Source organism: Pseudomonas sp. KH_040, assembly GCF_057839305.1.
Map to the genome: position 1 here is coordinate 4,324,853 of NZ_CM174487.1, position 20,397 is coordinate 4,345,249.

18 protein-coding genes are annotated in these 20,397 nt (G+C 60.0%); 11 read left to right on the forward strand and 7 right to left on the reverse strand.

All coding sequences use genetic code 11. From position 1 onward, the window contains the following. The first annotated feature begins 137 nt into the window (after nucleotides 1-137). Both AC3IUF_RS19195 and AC3IUF_RS19200 read left to right on the forward strand, forming a co-directional pair. Complete coding sequence (locus AC3IUF_RS19195) at nucleotides 138-536, forward strand: MerR family transcriptional regulator (RefSeq protein ID WP_007917234.1); 399 nt, start codon at nucleotides 138-140, stop codon at nucleotides 534-536. Between the two features lie 144 nt (nucleotides 537-680). Continuing rightward, nucleotides 681-1,580 (forward strand): hydroxymethylglutaryl-CoA lyase, encoded by a 900-nt coding sequence (locus AC3IUF_RS19200; RefSeq protein WP_095113706.1) that lies wholly within the window; start codon nucleotides 681-683, stop codon nucleotides 1,578-1,580. A 604-nt stretch (nucleotides 1,581-2,184) separates the two neighbouring features. On the opposite strand, the gene AC3IUF_RS19205 is transcribed toward AC3IUF_RS19200, so the two are convergent. Then, nucleotides 2,185-3,882, reverse strand: a complete 1,698-nt coding sequence (locus tag AC3IUF_RS19205) for an AMP-binding protein (protein WP_489279000.1) — start codon at nucleotides 3,880-3,882, stop codon at nucleotides 2,185-2,187. Between the two features lie 294 nt (nucleotides 3,883-4,176). On the opposite strand from AC3IUF_RS19205, the gene AC3IUF_RS19210 reads away from it, so the two are divergent. The 4 genes from AC3IUF_RS19210 to AC3IUF_RS19225 are packed head-to-tail and all read left to right on the forward strand — an operon-like array spanning nucleotide 4,177 to nucleotide 9,738. Beyond that, entirely contained in the window at nucleotides 4,177-5,340 is a 1,164-nt protein-coding gene (locus tag AC3IUF_RS19210; protein WP_007917237.1) for an isovaleryl-CoA dehydrogenase, read from the forward strand. A gap of 12 nt (nucleotides 5,341-5,352) precedes the next feature. Continuing rightward, nucleotides 5,353-6,960, forward strand: a complete 1,608-nt coding sequence (locus tag AC3IUF_RS19215) for a carboxyl transferase domain-containing protein (RefSeq protein ID WP_123376221.1) — start codon at nucleotides 5,353-5,355, stop codon at nucleotides 6,958-6,960. Nucleotides 6,961-6,973: 13 nt separating this feature from the next. Further along, nucleotides 6,974-7,789 (forward strand): gamma-carboxygeranoyl-CoA hydratase, encoded by an 816-nt coding sequence (locus AC3IUF_RS19220; protein ID WP_414915808.1) that lies wholly within the window; start codon nucleotides 6,974-6,976, stop codon nucleotides 7,787-7,789. Then, nucleotides 7,789-9,738, forward strand: coding sequence for an acetyl/propionyl/methylcrotonyl-CoA carboxylase subunit alpha (locus AC3IUF_RS19225; protein WP_489279002.1), 1,950 nt, complete (start codon nucleotides 7,789-7,791; stop codon nucleotides 9,736-9,738). Before AC3IUF_RS19220 ends, AC3IUF_RS19225 begins: the two co-directional genes overlap by 1 nt. A gap of 40 nt (nucleotides 9,739-9,778) precedes the next feature. Here AC3IUF_RS19225 and AC3IUF_RS19230 read toward each other — a convergent pair whose 3' ends face one another. Beyond that, complete coding sequence (locus AC3IUF_RS19230; RefSeq protein WP_007917250.1) at nucleotides 9,779-10,438, reverse strand: LexA family protein; 660 nt, start codon at nucleotides 10,436-10,438, stop codon at nucleotides 9,779-9,781. Nucleotides 10,439-10,568: 130 nt separating this feature from the next. On the opposite strand from AC3IUF_RS19230, the gene AC3IUF_RS19235 reads away from it, so the two are divergent. Next, entirely contained in the window at nucleotides 10,569-10,907 is a 339-nt protein-coding gene (locus tag AC3IUF_RS19235; RefSeq protein ID WP_007917252.1) for a DUF6124 family protein, read from the forward strand. Nucleotides 10,908-11,127: 220 nt separating this feature from the next. Here the strand turns inward: AC3IUF_RS19235 and AC3IUF_RS19240 are convergent, their stop codons facing one another. Next, nucleotides 11,128-11,292: a hypothetical protein gene (locus AC3IUF_RS19240; protein WP_157279732.1), complete on the reverse strand. Its 165-nt coding sequence runs from the start codon at nucleotides 11,290-11,292 to the stop codon at nucleotides 11,128-11,130. A gap of 96 nt (nucleotides 11,293-11,388) precedes the next feature. Here AC3IUF_RS19240 and AC3IUF_RS19245 point away from each other — a divergent pair, with 96 nt between their 5' ends. Together AC3IUF_RS19245 and AC3IUF_RS19250 are read left to right on the forward strand one after the other, a co-directional pair. After that, on the forward strand, nucleotides 11,389-12,540 hold the full coding sequence (locus AC3IUF_RS19245; protein WP_095113712.1) for a M14 family metallopeptidase: 1,152 nt from the start codon (nucleotides 11,389-11,391) through the stop codon (nucleotides 12,538-12,540). A 148-nt stretch (nucleotides 12,541-12,688) separates the two neighbouring features. Further along, nucleotides 12,689-13,882 carry an MFS transporter gene (locus AC3IUF_RS19250; RefSeq protein ID WP_414893846.1) on the forward strand — a complete coding sequence of 398 codons (1,194 nt, stop codon included), beginning with the start codon at nucleotides 12,689-12,691 and terminating at the stop codon, nucleotides 13,880-13,882. Here AC3IUF_RS19250 and AC3IUF_RS19255 read toward each other — a convergent pair. After that, a complete protein-coding gene (locus AC3IUF_RS19255) occupies nucleotides 13,879-14,424 on the reverse strand; it encodes a cytochrome b (protein ID WP_123376225.1) in 546 nt (181 codons plus the stop codon). The two genes, AC3IUF_RS19250 and AC3IUF_RS19255, sit on opposite strands and share 4 nt — an antisense overlap. Beyond that, nucleotides 14,421-15,527, reverse strand: a complete 1,107-nt coding sequence (locus AC3IUF_RS19260) for a catalase family peroxidase (RefSeq protein ID WP_007917260.1) — start codon at nucleotides 15,525-15,527, stop codon at nucleotides 14,421-14,423. The genes AC3IUF_RS19255 and AC3IUF_RS19260 overlap by 4 nt, the downstream gene beginning before the upstream one ends. 157 nt (nucleotides 15,528-15,684) lie before the next feature. Here AC3IUF_RS19260 and AC3IUF_RS19265 point away from each other — a divergent pair, with 157 nt between their 5' ends. Both AC3IUF_RS19265 and AC3IUF_RS19270 read left to right on the forward strand, forming a co-directional pair. Further along, a complete protein-coding gene (locus AC3IUF_RS19265) occupies nucleotides 15,685-16,191 on the forward strand; it encodes a sigma-70 family RNA polymerase sigma factor (RefSeq protein ID WP_007917263.1) in 507 nt (168 codons plus the stop codon). Then, nucleotides 16,188-16,943, forward strand: coding sequence for an anti-sigma factor family protein (locus tag AC3IUF_RS19270; protein ID WP_489279004.1), 756 nt, complete (start codon nucleotides 16,188-16,190; stop codon nucleotides 16,941-16,943). The genes AC3IUF_RS19265 and AC3IUF_RS19270 overlap by 4 nt, the downstream gene beginning before the upstream one ends. Before the next feature lie 123 nt (nucleotides 16,944-17,066). Here the strand turns inward: AC3IUF_RS19270 and AC3IUF_RS19275 are convergent, their stop codons facing one another. Then, nucleotides 17,067-18,038 (reverse strand): Csu type fimbrial protein, encoded by a 972-nt coding sequence (locus AC3IUF_RS19275; RefSeq protein ID WP_007917267.1) that lies wholly within the window; start codon nucleotides 18,036-18,038, stop codon nucleotides 17,067-17,069. After that, the gene (locus AC3IUF_RS19280; RefSeq protein ID WP_489279005.1) at nucleotides 18,035-20,392 is read right to left on the reverse strand and encodes a fimbria/pilus outer membrane usher protein; all 2,358 of its coding nucleotides are present in this window, start codon (nucleotides 20,390-20,392) and stop codon (nucleotides 18,035-18,037) included. The genes AC3IUF_RS19275 and AC3IUF_RS19280 overlap by 4 nt, the downstream gene beginning before the upstream one ends. Nucleotides 20,393-20,397 lie beyond the last annotated feature (5 nt).

Sequence of the window (20,397 nt, forward strand, 5' to 3'; positions counted from 1 at the left end):
TCGCAGCCTTCGGCAGCTCCTACATTTGGAATCTATCACCCCTGTAGGAGCTGCCGAAGGCTGCGATCTTTTTCTTGCTTGACGTAAACGTCAACCTGCCATTAGCTTAGCGCCAAGACCTTTTTCCGAGCGCTTCCATGAGCAGCCAGACTTACAGCATCTCCGACCTCGCCCGCGAGCTGGACATCACCACCCGGGCGATCCGCTTTTATGAAGAGCAAGGCCTGCTCAGCCCTGAGCGCCGTGGCCAGGAACGCATCTATTCGCCGCGCGACAAGGTCAGCCTGAAGCTGATCCTGCGCGGCAAGCGCATCGGTTTTTCGCTGGCCGAATGCCGCGAATTGATCGAACTCTACGACCCGTCCAGCGGTAACACCAAACAGCTCAACAGCATGCTGGCGAAAATCACTGAGCGTCGCGAGCAGTTGGAACAGCAGTTGCTGGATATCGAACAGATGAAACTGGAACTCGATACCGCTGAAGAGCGCTGCGTCCAGGCGTTGGAGCAGACGCTGAAGAGCCAGCAGGCGATCTGACTAACAACATAAATCCCCCTGTAGGAGTGAGCCTGCTCGCGATAGCGGTGTATCAGTCAAGCAATTTTCATCTGGCACTCCGCGATCGCGAGCAGGCTCACTCCTACAGGGGTTCTCCACAAATTCAAAAGAGCAGGTCAGCCCATGTCCCTCCCCTCCCAAGTACGCCTGATCGAAGTCGGCCCGCGCGATGGCTTGCAGAACGAAGCCCAACCGATCAGCGTCGCTGACAAGGTGCAACTGGTCGATGCTTTGAGCGCCGCTGGCCTTGGCTATATAGAGGTCGGCAGTTTTGTTTCTCCGAAATGGGTGCCACAAATGGCCGGTTCCGCCGAAGTGTTCGCGCAGATTCAGCGCAAGCCCGGCGTAACCTACGGCGCACTGGCGCCGAACTTGCGCGGATTTGAAGACGCCATCGCTGCCGGGGTCAAGGAAGTCGCGGTGTTCGCCGCCGCCTCCGAAGCGTTCTCGCAACGCAACATCAACTGCTCGATCAGCGAAAGCCTGGCGCGCTTTGCGCCGATCATGGAAGCCGCGCAGCAGCACGGCGTTACCGTGCGCGGTTACGTGTCGTGTGTGCTCGGTTGCCCGTACGAAGGCACGGTCGCGCCGGAGCAAGTGGCGATGGTCGCGCGCGAGTTGTATGCGATGGGCTGCTACGAAGTTTCGCTGGGCGACACCATTGGCACTGGCACTGCGGGCGCGACGCGCCGCTTGTTTGAAGTGGTGTCGGCGCAAGTGCCACGGGAAAAACTCGCCGGGCATTTCCACGACACTTACGGCCAGGCCATGGCCAACATCTACGCCAGCCTGCTTGAAGGGATTTCGGTGTTCGACAGCTCTATCGCGGGCCTCGGCGGCTGCCCGTACGCTAAAGGCGCGAGCGGTAACGTTGCCACCGAAGACGTGATGTACCTGCTCAACGGCCTGGGTATCGAGACCGGTATCGACCTGGACGCCTTGATTGCCGCGGGTCAGCAGATCAGCGCGGTGCTCGGTCGCCCGAGCGGTTCACGCGTGGCCAAGGCTCGTAGCGCGCAGTAAGGGGGGAAGGTGTTACCGCTGTGTCCGGAATGTGGGTTTAAGCGAGTAACACGGAAACAAATTGTCTGGTTTCGCTGGAGCGAAAATCTGCCGAAATTTTCAAACCTTTGATTTATAAGGTTTTTTAAAAGTTGGCACGGCTTCTGCTATCTCTATGGCATAACAAGAATAAAAAGCAGCAAACCAATAAAAATAAGACGTACCGACTCTGACATAACAAAAACAACACGGCAGAGACGCAGCTAACAGATTTTTTTGGAGAAGGTGTGCTTTTCAGGGTGCTCTCAGGAGTGACCCGCAACCGGGCAGAGAACAATAAAACTACCTTCAGGTAGCTCCCGAATCGGTTGGATCGCTTAGCGAGAAAGCAGATCAGCGCTCAAAAAAATACGTTTGCTCTTGACCCCGGATGGGGGTCGCCAAAAACAGCGGTAAAGGGCCACGGTTGCCAAAAACAACAACAGACCGACCCTCAATAATAAAAAAGAGCACGCGACGACAAAATTAAAGGGGAGCTTCGGCTCCCCTTTGTGCTTTCTGTGATTTGTGTTTTCACCGCAAATCCCTGTGGAAGCTGGCTTGCCAGCTCCCACAGGGGTGGTGGTTAACGCTCGATTGTTTTCAGTTCTTCGATACTGATCTCACGCATCCTGAATTTCTGGATCTTGCCCGTCACCGTCATCGGAAACTCTTCAACGAACTTGAAGTGCCGTGGCGTCTTGAAGTGCGCGATACGTTCCTTGCACCAGGTTTGCAGTTCCAGCTCGGAAGCATTATGGCCGGGGTGAAATTTGATCCAGGCAACAATCTCCTCACCGTAACGCGAGCACGGAATGCCGATCACCTGCACGTCCGCCACCGCCGGATGGGTGAAGAAAAACTCCTCAAGCTCACGCGGGTAAATATTCTCGCCGCCACGAATGATCATGTCCTTGTTACGTCCGGCGATATTGACGTAACCCTCCTCGTTCATGCTCGCCAGGTCGCCGGTGTGCATCCAGCCCGCTTCATCGATGGCTTCGGCCGTGGCTTGCGGATTGCTCCAGTAGCCGAGCATTACGCTGTAACCACGGGTGCACAGTTCGCCAATGGTGCCGCGTGGCACCAGGTTGCCGGCCTCGTCGATGATCTTGCTTTCCAGCTGTGGCTGGGTGCGGCCGACGGTGGTCACGCGCAATTCCAGCTCATCGTTCGGCCCGGTCTGCAGTGACACCGGACTGGTTTCGGTCATGCCGTAAGCAATTTGCACTTCACTCATGTGCATTTCGCTGATCACCCGGCGCATCACTTCTATCGGACACGTCGCGCCGGCCATGATCCCGGTGCGCAGGCTCGACAGATCGAATTCGCTGCGTTGCGGCTGGTCGAGCATGGCGATGAACATGGTCGGTACGCCGTAAAGGCCGGTGGCTTTCTCTTCGGCGACGGTTTGCAGGGTCAGTAAAGAATCGAAGGCATCGTTGGGGTAAATCATCGTGCTGCCGTGGGTGATGCAGCCGAGGTTGCCCATGACCATGCCGAAGCAGTGGTACAGCGGCACCGGGATGACCAGGCGATCGCGCGGGGTCAGGCCGATGCTTTCGCCAACCATGTAACCGTTATTGAGGATGTTGTAGTGGCTGAGGGTCGCGCCCTTGGGGAAACCGGTGGTGCCGGAGGTGTACTGGATGTTCACCGGCTGATCAAAGTGCAGGCTGTTGCTGCGTTCGTGTAGTTGTTCGGGGGAGAGGCTGGCGGCGAGATCTGCCAGCACCGACCACGGCAGGAAACCTGAGGGTGGCTGCGCATCGAGGCTGATCACGCCGCGCAGTTCGGGGAGGCGTTCGCTGCGCAGTTGGCCGATGGGTTGCTCGGCCAGTTCCGGCACCAGGCCTTGCAGCATGCCGTGGTAGTTGGAGGACTTGAACGCCCCGGCGCAGACCAGCCATTGGCAGCCGGATTGTTTGAGCACGTATTCCAGTTCGGAACTGCGGTAGGCCGGGTTGATGTTGACCAGGATCACGCCGATTTTTGCGGTGGCGACTTGCGTGATGCACCACTGCGCGCAGTTCGGCGCCCAGATACCGAGCCGATCCCCCGCCTGCAAACCCAGGGCAAGCAGCGCTCTGGCGTGCAGGTCCACCGCATCGGCCAGTTGTCGCCAGGAATAACGCAACTGCTGATGGCGGACCACCAGCGCTTCATCGTCGGGGTATTGCGCGACAGTCTGATCGAACTTCTGCCCGATGGTCATCGCCAGCAAGGCTTTGTCCTGTGAACCACGGGTGTAGCTGCGCGGCGGGTTTGCACTGGGTTGATCCATGACGACCCCTATTGTCTTTATTTACGGGTTGCCGACGGTCACTTGTAGGAGTGAGCCTGCTCGCGATCTCGATCCATTAGTCAACACTTACGTCGACTGACACGACGCGATCGCGAGCAGGCTCACTCCTACAAAATCTAATCAGCTTTCAATCTTGAACTGCCCCTACTGTCGCTCAAGTTGACGTTAACGTAAAGGGTGATTGACAGCCCTTCGTAGCAGGCTTACGTTAACGTAAAGGTGAGAGCCGAGTGACCGCCCTCCCCACCCTACAAAAAAGCCAAAAGGTGACCCATGAGCTATCCATCCCTGAACTTCGCCCTCGGTGAAACCATCGACATGCTGCGCGATCAGGTTCAGTCCTTTGTCGCCAAGGAAATTGCTCCGCGCGCTGCGCAGATCGACAGCGACAACCTGTTCCCCGCCGACATGTGGCGCAAATTCGGCGACATGGGCCTGCTCGGCATCACCGTGCCGGAGGAGTACGGCGGCGCAGGCCTGGGTTACCTGGCGCACGTGGTGGCGATGGAAGAAATCAGTCGCGGTTCGGCCTCGGTGGCGCTGTCCTACGGCGCGCATTCCAACCTCTGCGTCAACCAGATCAACCGCAACGGCAACCACGAGCAGAAATCCAAATACCTGCCGAAGCTGATCAGCGGCGAGCACGTCGGCGCACTGGCGATGAGCGAGCCCAACGCCGGCTCCGACGTGGTCTCGATGAAACTGCGCGCCGATAAACGCGGTGACCGCTTCGTCCTCAACGGCAGCAAAACCTGGATCACCAACGGCCCTGACGCCAACACTTACGTGATCTACGCCAAGACCGACCTGGAAAAAGGCCCGCACGGCATCACCGCCTTCATCGTCGAGCGCGACTGGAAAGGTTTCAGCCGCAGCAACAAATTCGACAAGCTCGGCATGCGCGGCTCCAACACCTGCGAGCTGTTCTTTGATGACGTCGAAGTGCCGGAAGAAAATATCCTCGGCGTGCTCAACGGCGGCGTAAAGGTGCTGATGAGCGGCCTCGATTACGAACGAGTGGTGCTGTCTGGTGGCCCGACCGGGATCATGCAGTCGTGCATGGACCTGATCGTGCCGTACATCCACGACCGCAAGCAGTTCGGCCAAAGCATCGGTGAATTCCAGCTGATTCAGGGCAAAGTCGCCGACATGTACACCCAGCTCAACGCCAGCCGCGCCTATCTCTACGCAGTTGCGCAGGCTTGCGAGCGCGGCGAAACCACCCGCAAGGACGCCGCCGGGGTGATCCTCTACACCGCCGAACGCGCCACGCAAATGGCCCTCGACGCGATCCAGATTCTCGGCGGTAACGGTTACATCAATGAGTTCCCGGCCGGTCGTCTGCTGCGTGACGCCAAGCTGTACGAAATCGGCGCTGGCACCAGTGAGATCCGTCGCATGCTGATCGGTCGCGAACTGTTCAACGAAACCCGCTAAACGGAGCTGGCCATGGCTACCCTGCACACTCAGCTCAATCCCCGCTCAGCGGAGTTCGCCGCCAACAGCGCGGCGATGCTCAAACAGGTCGACGCCCTGCACACCCTGCTCGCCCAAGTGGCGCAGGGTGGCGGCGCGAAAGCCCAGGAACGCCACACCTCGCGCGGCAAACTGCTGCCGCGCGAACGCATCAACCGTTTGCTCGATCCGGGCTCACCGTTTCTGGAAATCAGCCAATTGGCCGCCCACGCCGTGTATGGCGAAGACGTGCCCGCCGCTGGCGTGATTGCCGGGATCGGTCGGGTCGAAGGCGTCGAGTGCATGATCGTCGCCAATGATGCGACGGTGAAGGGCGGTTCGTACTACCCGCTGACCGTGAAAAAACATCTTCGCGCACAGACCATCGCTCAACAGAATCGCTTGCCGTGCATTTATCTGGTGGATTCCGGCGGCGCCAACCTGCCGCGTCAGGACGAAGTGTTTCCGGACCGCGAGCACTTCGGGCGGATCTTCTTCAACCAGGCCAACATGAGCGCGATGGGCATCCCGCAGATCGCCGTGGTCATGGGCTCCTGCACCGCTGGCGGCGCTTATGTGCCGGCGATGGCCGACGAAGCGATCATGGTGCGCAATCAGGCCACCATTTTTCTCGCCGGCCCGCCACTGGTGAAAGCTGCGACCGGTGAAGTGGTCAGCGCCGAGGATCTGGGTGGCGCCGATGTGCACTGCAAGATTTCCGGGGTCGCCGACCATTACGCCGAGAGCGACGAACACGCCCTCGCCCTCGCCCGCCGCAGCGTCGCCAACCTTAACTGGCGCAAACTCGGTGAAGTGCAGCAACGCGCGCCGATTGCACCGCTGTACGCCAGCGATGAGTTGTACGGCGTGGTTTCGGCTGATGCCAAGCAGCCGTTCGACGTGCGCGAAGTGATTGCGCGACTGGTCGACGGTTCGGTGTTCGATGAATTCAAGGCTTTGTTCGGCACCACGCTGGTGTGTGGCTTTGCGCATCTGCACGGCTACCCGATCGCGATTCTGGCGAACAACGGCATCCTCTTCGCCGAAGCCGCACAGAAAGGCGCGCACTTCATCGAACTGGCCTGCCAGCGCGGCATTCCGCTGCTGTTTTTGCAGAACATCACCGGCTTCATGGTCGGCCAGAAATACGAGGCCGGCGGCATCGCCAAACATGGCGCGAAACTGGTAACGGCGGTGGCTTGCGCGAAAGTGCCGAAATTCACCGTAATCATTGGCGGCAGCTTCGGCGCCGGTAACTACGGCATGTGCGGGCGCGCTTACGATCCGCGCTTCCTGTGGATGTGGCCGAACGCGCGGATCGGCGTGATGGGCGCCGAGCAGGCGGCGGGCGTGTTGGTGCAGGTCAAACGCGAGCAGGCTGAGCGCAGCGGTCAGGGTTTCAGTGCCGAGCAGGAAACCGAGATCAAACAACCGATCCTCGACCAGTATGAAGAGCAGGGTCACCCCTACTATTCCAGCGCACGGCTATGGGACGACGGCGTCATCGACCCGGCGCAGACCCGCGATGTGCTGGCCCTGGCCCTGTCCGCGTCGCTGAACGCGCCAATCGAACCGAGCCGCTTCGGCGTGTTCCGGATGTGATCGGGAGAATCTCATGAGTGATTTCAACACCCTCGAACTGCAGAGCGACCCACGGGGTTTCGCCACGCTGTGGCTCAACCGCGCGGAAAAGAACAACGCCTTCAACGCCGAGATGATCCGCGAGCTGATCCTCGCGCTGGACAAAGTCGCCAGCGACGCCAGCCTGCGTTTCTTGCTGGTGCGTGGCCGTGGCAAGCACTTCAGTGCCGGCGCTGATCTGGCGTGGATGCAGCAATCGGCCGAACTCGATTACCACACCAACCTCGATGACGCCCGTGAACTGGCAGAGTTGATGTACAACCTCGCCAAGCTGAAGATCCCCACCGTGGCTGTGGTACAAGGCGCGGCATTCGGGGGCGCGCTGGGGTTGATCAGTTGCTGTGACATGGCGATTGGCGCCGATGACGCGCAATTCTGCCTGTCGGAAGTACGCATTGGTCTGGCGCCGGCGGTGATCAGTCCGTTTGTGGTGCAGGCCATCGGCGAACGCGCTGCACGTCGATATGCCCTGACCGCCGAACGTTTCGGCGGGCAACGTGCGCGCGAAATCGGTTTGTTGTCCGAGAGCTATCCGACCGCTGAACTTGATCAGCAAGTCGAGCACTGGATCAACAACTTGCTGCTCAACAGCCCCGCCGCGATGCGCGCCAGCAAGGACCTGCTGCGTGAAGTCGGCAACGGCTCACTGACCCCGGCGCTGCGCCGCTACACCGAAAATGCCATCGCCCGTATCCGCGTCAGCCCGGAAGGTCAGGAAGGCTTGCGCGCCTTTCTGCAAAAACGTCCACCGAGCTGGCAAGCCGCAACCACCACCAAGGAGCCGCATTGATGAGCGCACCCGTTCTCACCACCCTGCTGGTGGCCAACCGTGGCGAAATCGCCTGCCGCGTGATGCGCACCGCCAAAGCTCTGGGCCTGACCACGGTCGCCGTGCACAGCGCCACCGACCGCGAGGCGCGGCACAGCCGGGAAGCGGATATTCGCGTCGACCTGGGCGGCAGCAAAGCCGCCGACAGTTATCTGCAAATCGACAAACTGATCGCAGCGGCCAAGGCCAGCGGCGCGCAGGCGATTCATCCGGGTTACGGTTTTCTCTCGGAAAACGCCGGCTTCGCTCGTGCCATCGAAGCGGCCGGGCTGATTTTCCTCGGCCCGCCCGCCTCGGCCATCGATGCGATGGGCAGCAAGTCCGCCGCCAAAGCGCTGATGGAAACCGCCGGTGTGCCTTTGGTGCCGGGTTATCACGGCGAAGCACAGGACCTCGACACCTTCCGCGATGCCTGCGAACGCATCGGTTATCCGGTGCTGCTCAAAGCCACGGCCGGCGGTGGTGGCAAAGGCATGAAAGTGGTCGAGGACGTCAGCCAGTTGGCCGAAGCCCTCGCCTCCGCTCAACGTGAAGCGCAGTCGTCGTTCGGCGATTCGCGGATGCTGGTGGAGAAATACCTGCTCAAACCGCGTCACGTGGAAATCCAGGTGTTCGCCGATCAACATGGCAATTGCCTGTACCTCAATGAACGGGATTGCTCGATTCAACGACGCCATCAGAAAGTCGTCGAAGAAGCGCCGGCACCGGGCTTGTCCCCGGAACTGCGTCGGGCGATGGGCGAGGCGGCTGTGCGCTCGGCGCAGGCAATCGGTTATGTCGGCGCCGGTACTGTGGAATTTTTGCTGGATGCGCGCGGTGAATTCTTCTTTATGGAGATGAACACGCGCCTGCAAGTGGAGCATCCAGTGACCGAGGCCATCACCGGTCTGGACCTGGTCGCGTGGCAGATCCGCGTGGCGCGTGGTGAGGCATTGCCGATCACTCAGGAGCAGGTGCCATTGAACGGCCATGCGATCGAAGTGCGCTTGTACGCCGAGGATCCTGCGAATGACTTCCTGCCGGCGACCGGACGCTTGGCGTTGTATCGCGAATCGGCTGAAGGGCCTGGACGCCGGGTCGATAGCGGGGTTGAAGAAGGTGACGAAATTTCGCCGTTCTACGACCCGATGCTCGGCAAGCTGATTGCCTGGGGCGAGGATCGTGAGCAGGCGCGCCTGCGTCTGTTGAGCATGCTCGACGAATTCGCGATTGGCGGATTGAAGACCAACATCAACTTTTTGCGGCGGATCATCGCACACCCGGCGTTTGCGGCGGCGGAGTTGGATACCGGATTTATTCCGCGTTATCAGGAGCAATTGCTGCCTGCGCCGGGCGCGTTGAGCGATGCGTTCTGGAACGCGGCGGCTCAGGCGGTGGCGCAGAGCCTGCCGCAGTTGGCGCGCAAGGATGACCCGGCTTCGCCATGGTCACTCAACAGCGGTTTGCGTGCGGGATTGCCTCGGGAAATCACCCTGCATTTGAGTTGCGAGGGACAGGATCGAGCACTGACGCTGAATGCCGATGATCACGCCAGACTGTCCGGCGAAGCCCTCATCGTCGAGCACGATGGCGTACGTCGTACGTTGCGGGCTATCCGCCAAGGTGATGCGCTTTATCTGCAATGGGAAGGTGAGTTGCGGCGCATCGAGACGCATGACCCGATCAGCGCCGTCGAAGCCAGTCACAGTCATCAGGGTGGCCTGACTGCGCCCATGAACGGCAGCATTGTCCGTGTGCTGGTCGAGGCCGGGCAATCGGTCGAGGCCGGTGCGCAACTGGTGGTGCTGGAAGCAATGAAGATGGAGCACAGCATCCGCGCGCCGCATGCGGGGGTGATCAAAGCGCTGTATTGCCAGGAAGGCGAAATGGTCGGCGAAGGCAGCGCTTTGGTTGAACTGGAAGCAGTGTGATGGGGAGGATCGATCCTACGCCGGGCGCGGATCGATCTGACTAGTAACGCGCCGTTGCCTGAACCACAACACCGATGATTCGACACTCATCGGTCAGCAGGGCTTTCGGCCAGGTCGGATTGAGCGGCACCAGGTAACGCTGGCCGCCCTCTTCGTCGAGTTTGCGGAAGATCGCTTCAGGGCTGTCGGGCCACTGGGCGATCACCAGTTTGCCGGGCACCGCTTCGGCCGCCGGGTCGACCAGAATCAGCATGCCTTCGGCGATGCTCTGGCCACTGGGAGCGGTCATTGAATCCCCCGTCACCGTCAGCCAGAACGCCGGGCCACGCGCATGGTAATCCGTCAGTTCGAAGCGCTGCTTGCCGGATGCCTTGGTGTAAGACGCCGGATCGTTCTCGCGCACCTCGCAGGTCGTCTGCCAATCGCTGACCGGGTAACGGAAGTACGGGTTGTACTTCTGCGCCAGCGGCATCTCGTCGTCCGCCATTGGTTGCGGTTCACGGATCACCAGCACCACTTCGAGGAAATCCATGCCCAGCGCCTGCAGCACGCGGTTCATTTCCGTGATGCCGGGTTCGCGACGCTTGTTCAGCCAATGGCCTATCCCGCCCTGGGACATGCCGACGCGCTCTCCGAGCTCTGTTTGAGTGATTTTGAGTTCACTCATCTTGGCCTTGACCAACTCAATCCATTTATCCATGTGCAGCACCTTACGTCGACGCCTTCGGCCAACAAAACACATATTGTAGTATTTAAATTCTGGTCACAACTACACAGAGTACTATTCTGAAAGCACGGATTTACAATCGACCAAGGAGTGCTTCTTCATCATGAATATCAGCAGCAAAGACTTGCCCGACCTGCAAATGGACACCAGCTTCACCTCCCCTCAGGGCAATGCGGCAGCGCAGCGAGCGCTGGACTATTACTTGAAACCAGCTGTTTCAGAACCAGAGGTCGACGAGCGTTTTTTCGATGTCAGGCGCCATCTCAGTGGCGAAGAAGCCCTGGTACACGCCTCGGACCTGCTGCGCTGTGCGGCAGCCACTGCGTTCAAGGCAGCCGAAAGCCTTCAAGGCGCGAGTCGCGATCTGGCATTTTCAGTGGTGCACATGGTGGATATGGCGCGGGCGATGGTCGACCATTCGCTCGATGGCGATGAAGCCTGAGAGGGACGCGAGTGTGGGCGGACGGGAAAGAATTTTCCAATCGCGCAGATAAAAACATTTGACTTGCAAATGATAATGATTATTATTGCATGCAGCTGGTCGCGAGATCAGTCGATGGACCAGAGACCTTAGGTCGGTCTTCTGGACTATCTCCTCATCAGGCTAATCACGGTTTTTGACCCGGCTTTTTGCCGGGTCTTTTTTTGCCCGTTTTTCGGGCTTATGGCTTCAGGCTAATGAAGTCTTTAAGTGCTGCAAATTCGATGGCGCGGATAATATCAAAAGAATATCGCTTGGCAAGCGAGGCCCGGCCAGATTGGGGCAAACTAATGACAATTAGCACTTGAGAATCAATCGCACAGTCTCTAAGCTGCTTGCGCGTCATGGAGGACGCCCCCCGCCACACCCCGCAATTCCCCTCGGTTTCAGCCCTGCCTGCGTGTAAAGTAACGGCCATAAAAATCATATTCAGGAATCGATTATGACCGTGGCCAAATCTTCGTTCGACATCAGCGCCAACTTCGACAGCGGCAACATCCAAGTCATCGACATCAGCAACCCGCTCAATCCGGTTCTGGCCATTCGCCCGGACACCCGCAGCGCTCACTTTCAGTGGTTCCACTTCAAGGCCAGCGGCCTGCATGTTCATCAGGAACATTGGTTCCGCCTGGTCAACGCCAGCCAATCTTCCTATAACAAAGCCTGGACCGGCTATCAGGCAGTCGCGTCCTACGACCACGTCAACTGGTTCCGCATTCCAACCAGTTTTGAAGGTGACAGCCTGCGCTTTTGCCTCGAAGCCGAGCAAACCCATGCATGGTTTGCGTATTTCGAACCCTACAGCCGTGGCCGTCACGACTGGTTGATCGATCAGGCACTGAGCAAGGCCGGCACCGAATTGCTGGCAACCGGCAAGAGCGTCGAAGGTCGCGACATTCAGCTGCTGCGCAAAGGCACCGGTGCCGAAGGCCAGCGCAAAGTCTGGATCATTGCTCAGCAGCATCCGGGCGAACACATGGCCGAATGGTTCATGGAAGGCGTGATCGAACGCCTGGAAAGACATGACGATCCGGTGCTGAACAAGCTGCTGGCGAGTGCCGATCTGTACCTGGTGCCGAACATGAATCCGGACGGTGCCTTCCACGGTCACCTGCGCACCAATGCGATGGGCCAGGACTTGAACCGCGCTTGGCAGAACGCCAGTCAGGACGTCAGCCCCGAAGTACTTTTCGTACAACAACAGATGGAAAAGTATGGCGTCGACCTGTTCCTCGACGTACACGGCGATGAAGAAATCCCCCATGTGTTCACCGCCGGTTGCGAAGGCAATCCGGGCTACACGCCACGAATCGAGAAGCTCGAAGAGCACTTTCGCAGCCACCTTAAACACACCACCAAAGATTTCCAGACCAAGCACGGCTACACCCGCGACGAACCGGGCCAAGCCAACATGACCCTGGCCTGCAACAGCGTCGGGCAGAAATACGACTGCTTGTCGCTGACCCTGGAAATGCCGTTCAAGGATCACGACGACCATCCCGACAAAGCAACCGGCTGGTCGGGCAAGCGCTCAAAACAGTTGGGCAAAGATGTGCTGACCACCATCGCTGACATGGTTGATACCCTGCGCTGATCCCCTCCTCCGTCCCTTAGAAGATCGCAGCTTGTCTGCGATCTTTTGCTTTTTGCCATTCACACACTCGCGCAAACAGGTTGCAAAATAAAACCCGAACCCATACCGTGATCAAGGTTTTATTTTGAAACCTAAAAGGATGCGGGATATGAAACCTCTCAAAAGCAGCGCCGTTTTGCTTTTCTCTGTGGCCTGCGGTCTGGCCGTGGGCAACGTGTATTACGCACAGCCATTGCTGGACGCCATGGCCGAGGCGTTTGCCCTGTCGCCGGCGACCATCGGCATCGTCATCACCCTGACGCAAATCGGCTACGGCATCGGTCTGGTACTACTGGTGCCCCTCGGTGATCTGCTCAACCGGCGCCGATTGATCGTCACTCAAACGCTGCTATCGGCAGCGGCATTGTTGATGATCGCGCTGGCGCCCAACAGTGCGTGGCTGCTGCTTGGCATGACCTTGACAGGGCTGCTCGCGGTAGTGACGCAGGTGCTGGTGGCTTACGCCGCCACGCTGGCGCTCCCGGCCCAGCGCGGGCGCGTGGTCGGGGTGGTCACCAGCGGTATCGTGGTAGGAATTCTGCTGGCACGCACGGTTGCCGGCGGCATGGCCGATCTGGCTGGGTGGCGAGCGATTTATTTCCTGTCAGCGGGGCTGACATTGTTGATGGCGCTGCTGCTGTTTCGCGTCCTGCCCAAGCATGAAGCCCCACAACCGGCGACTGGCTACACCGCACTGATTGCTTCGGTATTCGGTCTGTTCAAAGAGGAACCGGTACTGCGTCAACGCGCGATCCTCGCGCTGCTGACCTTTGCCAGCGCAATGGTGCTGTGGACGCCGATGGTGTTGCCGCTGGCCGCGCCGCCACTTTCTTTGTCACACAGTGAAATCGGACTGTTCGGGCTGGCCGGTGCCGCAGGTGCGCTGGCCGCCGCACGGGCCGGACACTTGGCTGATCGCGGCCTCGGACAATGGGTCAGCGGTCTTTCGCTGTTGCTGATGCTCGCTTCATGGCTACCAATCGCCCTCACCCAATCTTCGCTGTGGGCATTGCTACTCGGCGTGATCACTCTGGATCTGGGTCTGCAAGCGGTGCACGTCACCAGCCAGAGCATGATCTACAGCGTGCGCCCCGAAGCGCAAAGCCGTCTCACCGCCGGTTACATGCTGTTCTACTCGATCGGCAGCGCGCTCGGCTCCATCGGCTCGACCGCGATGTACGCGTGGGCCGGATGGATCGGCGTGTGCCTGCTCGGCGCGGGCATCAACGCCGTGGCGCTCGCGTACTGGTGGCTGACCCTGAAAAGCGGCGCACCGGCACGCTGCGCCACTCAAGCGAGTTAACCGCGGTCGCGACCGCGCAACATACTGTCGAGCACCTCGTCGCGGCGGATCCAGCCATGAAACAGCGCCGCCGCCAGGTGCAGCAGCACCGTCAGAAACAACAGATAGGCCAGATACCCGTGCGCCTTGCGCAATAACGCGAACAACTGCGCATCAGCCGGAACAATGGCTGGCAACTGCAACGTTGTGCTGAGCATGACCGGTTCGCCCGAAGCACTGATCATCGCCCAGCCCAGCAACGGCAACACCAGCATCAACGCGTACAGCAGCAGATGCGAAGCCTTCGCCGCCATCACTTGCCAACTTGGCAAATCCGCTGGCAGCGGCGGTTGGCGCGTGGTGAACCGCACCAGCAAACGGACAATCACCAGCGCCAGAATCGCAATGCCCAGCGGTTTGTGCAGATGGATCAACCATTCATGCCGCTCGGAAACCGAGGTGACCATGCCGGCACCAATAAACAGCATGGCGATGATCATGATTGCCATCAGCCAGTGCAGCAGGCGCGCCAACAGGGCGAAATGCGTCGGTTGAGTGCTCATGGACGAGCCTCCTGTTTGGCAGCGGGCAACTGGCTGACTTCGCTGGTGCGACGCAGATAGGAATTGGCGTAACCGGCGGAACGCGCCGCGAGCAACGGGTCGTCGGAGCCTTGAATCCCGGCCGGCAGCACCAGCGGGTCGTAGTTGATATCACGGCATTCGCCGCTCAGTTGTGGCTGGGTTTTTTCCAGCACCAGTGTGCCGGCGTTCAACACTTTGCGGCCGTCGGGCCAGGTCTTGCTGGCATCGTTCACCGGGTCCTCAGGATTGGCCAGGGTGATGTTCAACTGAAAACGCAACGGCGCAGACGCCAACCGCTGCACCAGATCCTTCTCGAGAAAATCGCCGCCCTCAGGCGCAGTGGCGCCCGCAGCGTCTCGCGCCAACGGCGTCATGCTCCAGCGTACGGCCTGTTTTTTACCGCTGGCGTCGACCAGATAAAACGCGTTGACGCTGTTGTAGGTTTCGGTGGCGTAACTGGCCGAGGGTTTGGCGGTCTTCACCCACGTCAGAAACGGCACGGCTTCCGGATGCGATGCGAAGAACGCTGGCACCTTGCTCGGATCCGGTTTACCGGTGGCCGGATCTGGCGACTGCGCCTGCTGCAATTGATAAAACGCTTCAGGCGTACCGACCGGGAACACCGGCATGCTGTTCATCCCGGTGCGCCACTGCTGCCCGTTGGCCTGGGTGAATCGCAACGCCAGACTGCGAATCGGCACGCTGCTGTCCGGTGCATACGGATTGCCGGCTGGCAAGGCGAATCGCCCGACTACCGGGGTCTGCGGCTCGTTGAACACCTGCGCGGTAGAAAACGCCCGTGCCTCACCACTGCTCTCGAAATGCCCGATCACGCACACGCCTTTGGCGTGGTTACGGCGAAACCCGGGGTGCACGCCGTTGTTCTTCTCCAGCACATCGACCAACGCTTTTGGCGTCAGGCGTTGTGGGTCAAAGTTGCCGTGAACGTAGGCGAATGCTCCGGCCACTGCGGCGACTACCACAGCAATGCCGCCCAGACGCAGAACCAGGCTCGCCGCACTCAGTGGCGGGCGCTGCGGCCCGCCGGGCGGTGCAGCATCGGGTGATGAACGATCAACCATGAAAAACTCCAGGGCCATCGGCCACAAGTAGGAAGAATCAGCAAGACGCGCCTCGTCCGGGTTTATTCCACGCGACGGTATTTATTTTTCCGAACGTGGAATAACCTCCAACGACGGGCGTCTCCCTAGTCCACAGCGTAGTGACTAGCAGAATTTCATGAGCGAATTCGACGAACAGTTGAGAGAAATCATTCCCAGATTGCGCCGCTTTGCCGTGTCACTGACACGCAACAGCAGCAGTGCCGACGATCTGGTACAGGCTTGCCTCGAGCGGGCACTGTCGAGTTGGGGCGATAAACGCGCCGACGGCGACTTGCGCGCCTGGCTGTTTGCGATCCTCTATCGGCAGTTTCTCGACGCCCATCGGCGCTCCCGACGCTATGCGCGCATGCTCGAATTCTTCACCGGCCGCGACGATGCCGAACCCTCGGTCGAGCGCACCGTCATCGCCCAGTCGACCCTGCAAGCCTTCGATCGCCTGCCCAGCGAACAGCGCGCCCTGTTGCTGATGGTCTCAGTGGAAGGCCTTTCCTATAAAGAGGTCGCCGAGATTCTCGGCGCCCCGATCGGCACCGTGATGTCGCGCCTGTCCCGCGCCCGCCAGGCCTTGCGCCAACTCAGCGACGGCGAAATCAGCAGCCCTTCTTTGCGGATACTCAAATGATCAGCCTGCCTCCCAACGAGCGTGACCTGCACGCCTATGTCGACCACCAGCTCAGCGACGCCGACCGGCGTGTGCTGGAGACCTGGCTGACCAGTCACCCGGATGAAGCGGCGCAGGTTCGCGCCTGGCAACAGGATGCCCAGCAATTGCGCGCGGCACTCAGCGGCGCATTGCAGCAACCGGCCAACCCGGCGCTTGATCCGGCGATGATTCGCCAGCGCCGCCAGCGTCAATCGCGTCGCCATCTGGCCAGCGCAGCGGTGTTGCTGATCGCGGTCAGCGTCGGCGGATTCAGTGGTTGGCAGGCTCGGGAAATGACCCTGGTGCGCCCGTCCATGTTGCCGATGACCGACGCCTTGCAAGCCTATCGCCTGATAGCCCAGCAAGGCATGCTGCCGGCTGATTACAAGGTCGACAGTGATGGCGACATGCAGCGCTGGCTCGACCGTTATTTCAACCGGGCCAGTCGTTTACCGGATCTGAAGGCGGCCGGGTTTGAACCGGTCAGCGGACGCCTGCTCAGCACCGACGAAGGCCCGGCAGCGATGGTGATGTATGAGGATGGCAACGGCCACAAAGTGAGTTTCTACGTGCGCCCGCCAGGACCGAAAAACACCTTTTTGCCCCGTGGAAGCCGCAGTGATGGCGACTTGCAGGCCGAATACTGGTCGGGTGGTGGCTACAACTATGCGATGGTCAGCCCGGTCGATACACCAGCGGCGCAACAGCTCAAGCAATCACTGCAATTCTGAAAACACCGCTGTTCTATGCAGGAGCTGCGGCACGCTGCGATCTTTTGATCTTGTTCTTAAGGGCAAGATCAACAGATCGCAGCCTCGTTTCACTCGACAGCTCCTACAAAGGATCGTGTCAGCTCAGAAACCCACGTCCAAAACCACATTGTCCAGATACGTGCCCGCCGGCGGCGTGGTCTGGTCGGTGTAGATCTTCGCGTTGTAGTTGAAGATCTGACTGCCCGTGCCCAAGCCGTTTCCCGGATTGACCTCGGCGTCGGTACTCGCCCGCCGTGCCGCGCCGACACTGCCCCAACGCGTGGTGCCGGCACTTTTGAAAATGTCGTAGGCCAGATAATTGCTTCCGGAAATCATCCGGCGCCGGCCACCGACACTCACCGCGTTCTGCCCGTCGCTCAGCCCCACGGTGTAGGCACTGCCCTTGGTGCAGGCCAGATTGATCGTCTGTCCGGTCACCGGGGTGAACGCGCTGACCACCGGCGCGCTGCCGAAGGCAATGTTCGGCGCGGTAATCGTACAGTCGTTGGACACCGTCAAGTTCACCGTCAACGACGTCGTGCCGTTGGCGATATCACGCCCGAGGCAAATAGCACCGATGCCGATGCCCGAACAGTAATTCCAGTTCCAGAAAATACTCAGGGTTTCGGTATACACCCCGGCGGCGACGTTGCTGCCAATGGTGGTACCGAGATACAGCGGCACCGTTTTCGGCGTCGTACCGTTGAGCAGGCCCAGAGCATCGATGATGCCGTTGCGCGCAAAGTCATAGGCAGTGCCGCGAGTCAGCGGATAGCTGGTGCTGTTGTTGGCGTAGATCGTGTAATTGATGACATCGCCGGTCGGCCCGACCAGACCACTTTGAGTCGATGAAACGGTGCCCCAGAAGTGGTCGTTGCTGGTCAGCAGGGACAGCAGCGAACCGGTGCAACTCAAACCCGCATTCAACGTGGAACTGGGTTGCGAAGTTGTGCGCACGGCAATCGAACTGAGCGTGCCAAACGCCGCTGGCGTGGTGCTGACCACCGAGCACGCGGCCTGCACCGCCCCGGGTATAAGCAGTGCCAGACATAACAGCCATCGCCGGAACATCATTGGCACACCAACGGGCCAATCAACGGCACCTGATCCTGATTCAGATCGACACTGAACTGCGCCTGACAGGTCTTGCCGTCGGCCAGCGTCACTTGCAACGAGTTCTGCGCCTGCAGGTTTTCCAGATACACCAGCCCATCCCAACCGACCACCGTCCGCGTCCCGCTCTGCTCATGCAGCACGCCCGCGCCCAGCGGCAACTCGCGCTGCTGCGCGTCGACCAGCACGATGCTCGCGGCAATCACTCGGGTCAGCGGAAATTCCAGCAGATAACCGCTGCCACGCCGCACAGCGATGCGCTGTTCGACGTTGGGGCTGCGCACGTTGGCCGGCAGATTCAGTGGATCGATTTCATACTTGCCGCGGTAATAGGCACTGCTCCACGGCACCAGCAGATGCCCATTCTTGTCAGTCTGGCCGACCTGCTGATTTTCGTAGCGCACCGGAATGTCGGCAAAACCCTCAGTACTGACCACCACAAATGCATCGTCGATGCGGTTGGCGGCGAACACCTGACGGTCCATCCACACCAGCGAACCACTGGCATCGGCCCAACGGGTTTCGGCGTCGGAAGTACCGTAGACGCCGGCCTGCAACTGCACCGATTGCAGACGCCAGGTGACGTCGGCCTGACGATAATCAGCACCATCACCCTTGGCGTAGCCCAGATTGAAACCCACGCCGCCCTCAGTCGGCACCGCGCGGCTATAGTTGACCCGCTGCTGGCTCTGCCCGGTTTTACTGCGATCGCTGCTGATCGCCAGGCTGCCGCGCAGATCGAATGGAATCACCAGTTGCGCCTGCACCGCCCAGTTGCTGTCGCCGATCTCACGGTTGGCCGAGAGGTAGAAACTGCTGTTGCGCCACAGCGGCTTGCTCCAGCTGAGGTTGAGCAGCCGCGTGCGCGAATCGTCCGCCGCGCGCACATCGAAATAACCGGCGCCGAGACTGCCCCAGCGGTCTAGGTTGAGGCTCAGGGTCGCTTGCTCGCTACGCCGGCTAAGACTGATGTACGGGCTGTCGACCACGGTCAGATCGGCGTATTGAGCGTGACGTTGCAGCCGCTGATAAGAAAAGCTGAAACGCTGGTTGCTGTACTGATAGCCCAGGCTTAATTGCTGCCCGCCCTCGCCGTCGAAGCGGCTTTGACTCATCGCGCTGTTGAGTACGCCGAAATTGCCCAGACGCAGGTTGCCGCCGAGGCCGCCCAGTGTCAGCGAATCGGCCGCTTCGGCATGGCTTTCCAGAGTGAAACTGTCGCTGATGCCGTAACGCAGGCTGCCTGAGGTGACACCCGGCCCGTAACTGAAATCCTTCAAACCGTAGTCGCGACGCAACGTACCGGCGGCCACGGAAAAGTCGCTCAAGCCTTTTTGCAGCAAGGTGCTGGTGACATAGAACGGCACCGTGGTCGAGACCTGCCGACCGAGCGCATCAGTGGTCACAACGACAGCTTCGCCAGCGCCGTTGATGAACGGAATATTGGTCAGTGTGTACGGCCCGGGCTGCAAGTCTGCCCTGCTGGACTTGTAGCCATTGATGAACAGATCCACCGAGGACGGCACCGCTGCTTCACCGGCAAATTGCGGCAACGGATAGGTCACCAGATCCGGGCGCACCGCGAAATCTCGCGAGAACTGCACGCCGCCCAGACGCACCGAACTGCTCCACGGCAAAGCGCCGCTGATCACGTCGCCGGCCTCATAGGTAAGCATTCGCTCGTCGTCGGAGTAACGCCAGGTGGTGTCGTATCGCAAGTAGCCGTTGTCCAGCGTGTTGAGCGAGTCACCGGATAAGGTTTGCCGATACTGACCGGTGTTGGACAACGTGCCCCAGCTGTCGAACAGCCGCACTTCGTTCCACGCCGCCAGGTAAGTGCCGGCATCGTCAGTGTCGTTGAGGTACAGGTCATAGTTGAACAGCGCGCCGAAACTGCTCAGCGCCGGGGTGCGCGGATAGGCTTGTCGATTACCGATGAACTGTTCCGGCAGCCAGTCCGGCGGCACGTCCAGCAGCAGGCGTTGACCAACACTGTCGTAGTCAGAGTGCAGCCCCGCCAGACTGTCGAGATCGACCTCGGCGCCGAGACTGTCGGGCAGCTTCATGCCGGTTTCACGCAACGCCGTCGCCGGGACAAACAAGCGCCCGTCGCGCTGCTGCACCGCCACTACGCGCCCGGTATTCATCTGGTTGACCACCAGTTCCAGAAACAACTGTGCATCACTCACGGCCTCCATGCCGCTGGGTGGCGGCGGCAGATCGCCGGCCCCGGATGGTTGAATGAACATCAGGCAACACGCGCCGGTGATGAGCCACAACGGACGCTGAATACGGCGAACCCGTCCTGGGCTCATACGCG

What these genes read in the sequence shown, in the direction of transcription:
- AC3IUF_RS19265 (WP_007917263.1), top strand. Translation starts at nt 15,685, where the DNA reads ATGAGCGAATTCGACGAACAGTTGAGAGAAATCATTCCCAGATTGCGC.
- AC3IUF_RS19270 (WP_489279004.1), top strand. Translation starts at nt 16,188, where the DNA reads ATGATCAGCCTGCCTCCCAACGAGCGTGACCTGCACGCCTATGTCGAC.
- AC3IUF_RS19200 (WP_095113706.1), top strand. Translation starts at nt 681, where the DNA reads ATGTCCCTCCCCTCCCAAGTACGCCTGATCGAAGTCGGCCCGCGCGAT.
- AC3IUF_RS19195 (WP_007917234.1), top strand. Translation starts at nt 138, where the DNA reads ATGAGCAGCCAGACTTACAGCATCTCCGACCTCGCCCGCGAGCTGGAC.
- AC3IUF_RS19225 (WP_489279002.1), top strand. Translation starts at nt 7,789, where the DNA reads ATGAGCGCACCCGTTCTCACCACCCTGCTGGTGGCCAACCGTGGCGAA.
- AC3IUF_RS19250 (WP_414893846.1), top strand. Translation starts at nt 12,689, where the DNA reads ATGAAACCTCTCAAAAGCAGCGCCGTTTTGCTTTTCTCTGTGGCCTGC.
- AC3IUF_RS19230 (WP_007917250.1), bottom strand. Translation starts at nt 10,438, where the DNA reads ATGGATAAATGGATTGAGTTGGTCAAGGCCAAGATGAGTGAACTCAAA.
- AC3IUF_RS19245 (WP_095113712.1), top strand. Translation starts at nt 11,389, where the DNA reads ATGACCGTGGCCAAATCTTCGTTCGACATCAGCGCCAACTTCGACAGC.
- AC3IUF_RS19275 (WP_007917267.1), bottom strand. Translation starts at nt 18,038, where the DNA reads ATGATGTTCCGGCGATGGCTGTTATGTCTGGCACTGCTTATACCCGGG.
- AC3IUF_RS19205 (WP_489279000.1), bottom strand. Translation starts at nt 3,882, where the DNA reads ATGGATCAACCCAGTGCAAACCCGCCGCGCAGCTACACCCGTGGTTCA.
- AC3IUF_RS19260 (WP_007917260.1), bottom strand. Translation starts at nt 15,527, where the DNA reads ATGGTTGATCGTTCATCACCCGATGCTGCACCGCCCGGCGGGCCGCAG.
- AC3IUF_RS19215 (WP_123376221.1), top strand. Translation starts at nt 5,353, where the DNA reads ATGGCTACCCTGCACACTCAGCTCAATCCCCGCTCAGCGGAGTTCGCC.
- AC3IUF_RS19220 (WP_414915808.1), top strand. Translation starts at nt 6,974, where the DNA reads ATGAGTGATTTCAACACCCTCGAACTGCAGAGCGACCCACGGGGTTTC.
- AC3IUF_RS19255 (WP_123376225.1), bottom strand. Translation starts at nt 14,424, where the DNA reads ATGAGCACTCAACCGACGCATTTCGCCCTGTTGGCGCGCCTGCTGCAC.
- AC3IUF_RS19235 (WP_007917252.1), top strand. Translation starts at nt 10,569, where the DNA reads ATGAATATCAGCAGCAAAGACTTGCCCGACCTGCAAATGGACACCAGC.
- AC3IUF_RS19280 (WP_489279005.1), bottom strand. Translation starts at nt 20,392, where the DNA reads ATGAGCCCAGGACGGGTTCGCCGTATTCAGCGTCCGTTGTGGCTCATC.
- AC3IUF_RS19210 (WP_007917237.1), top strand. Translation starts at nt 4,177, where the DNA reads ATGAGCTATCCATCCCTGAACTTCGCCCTCGGTGAAACCATCGACATG.
- AC3IUF_RS19240 (WP_157279732.1), bottom strand. Translation starts at nt 11,292, where the DNA reads ATGACGCGCAAGCAGCTTAGAGACTGTGCGATTGATTCTCAAGTGCTA.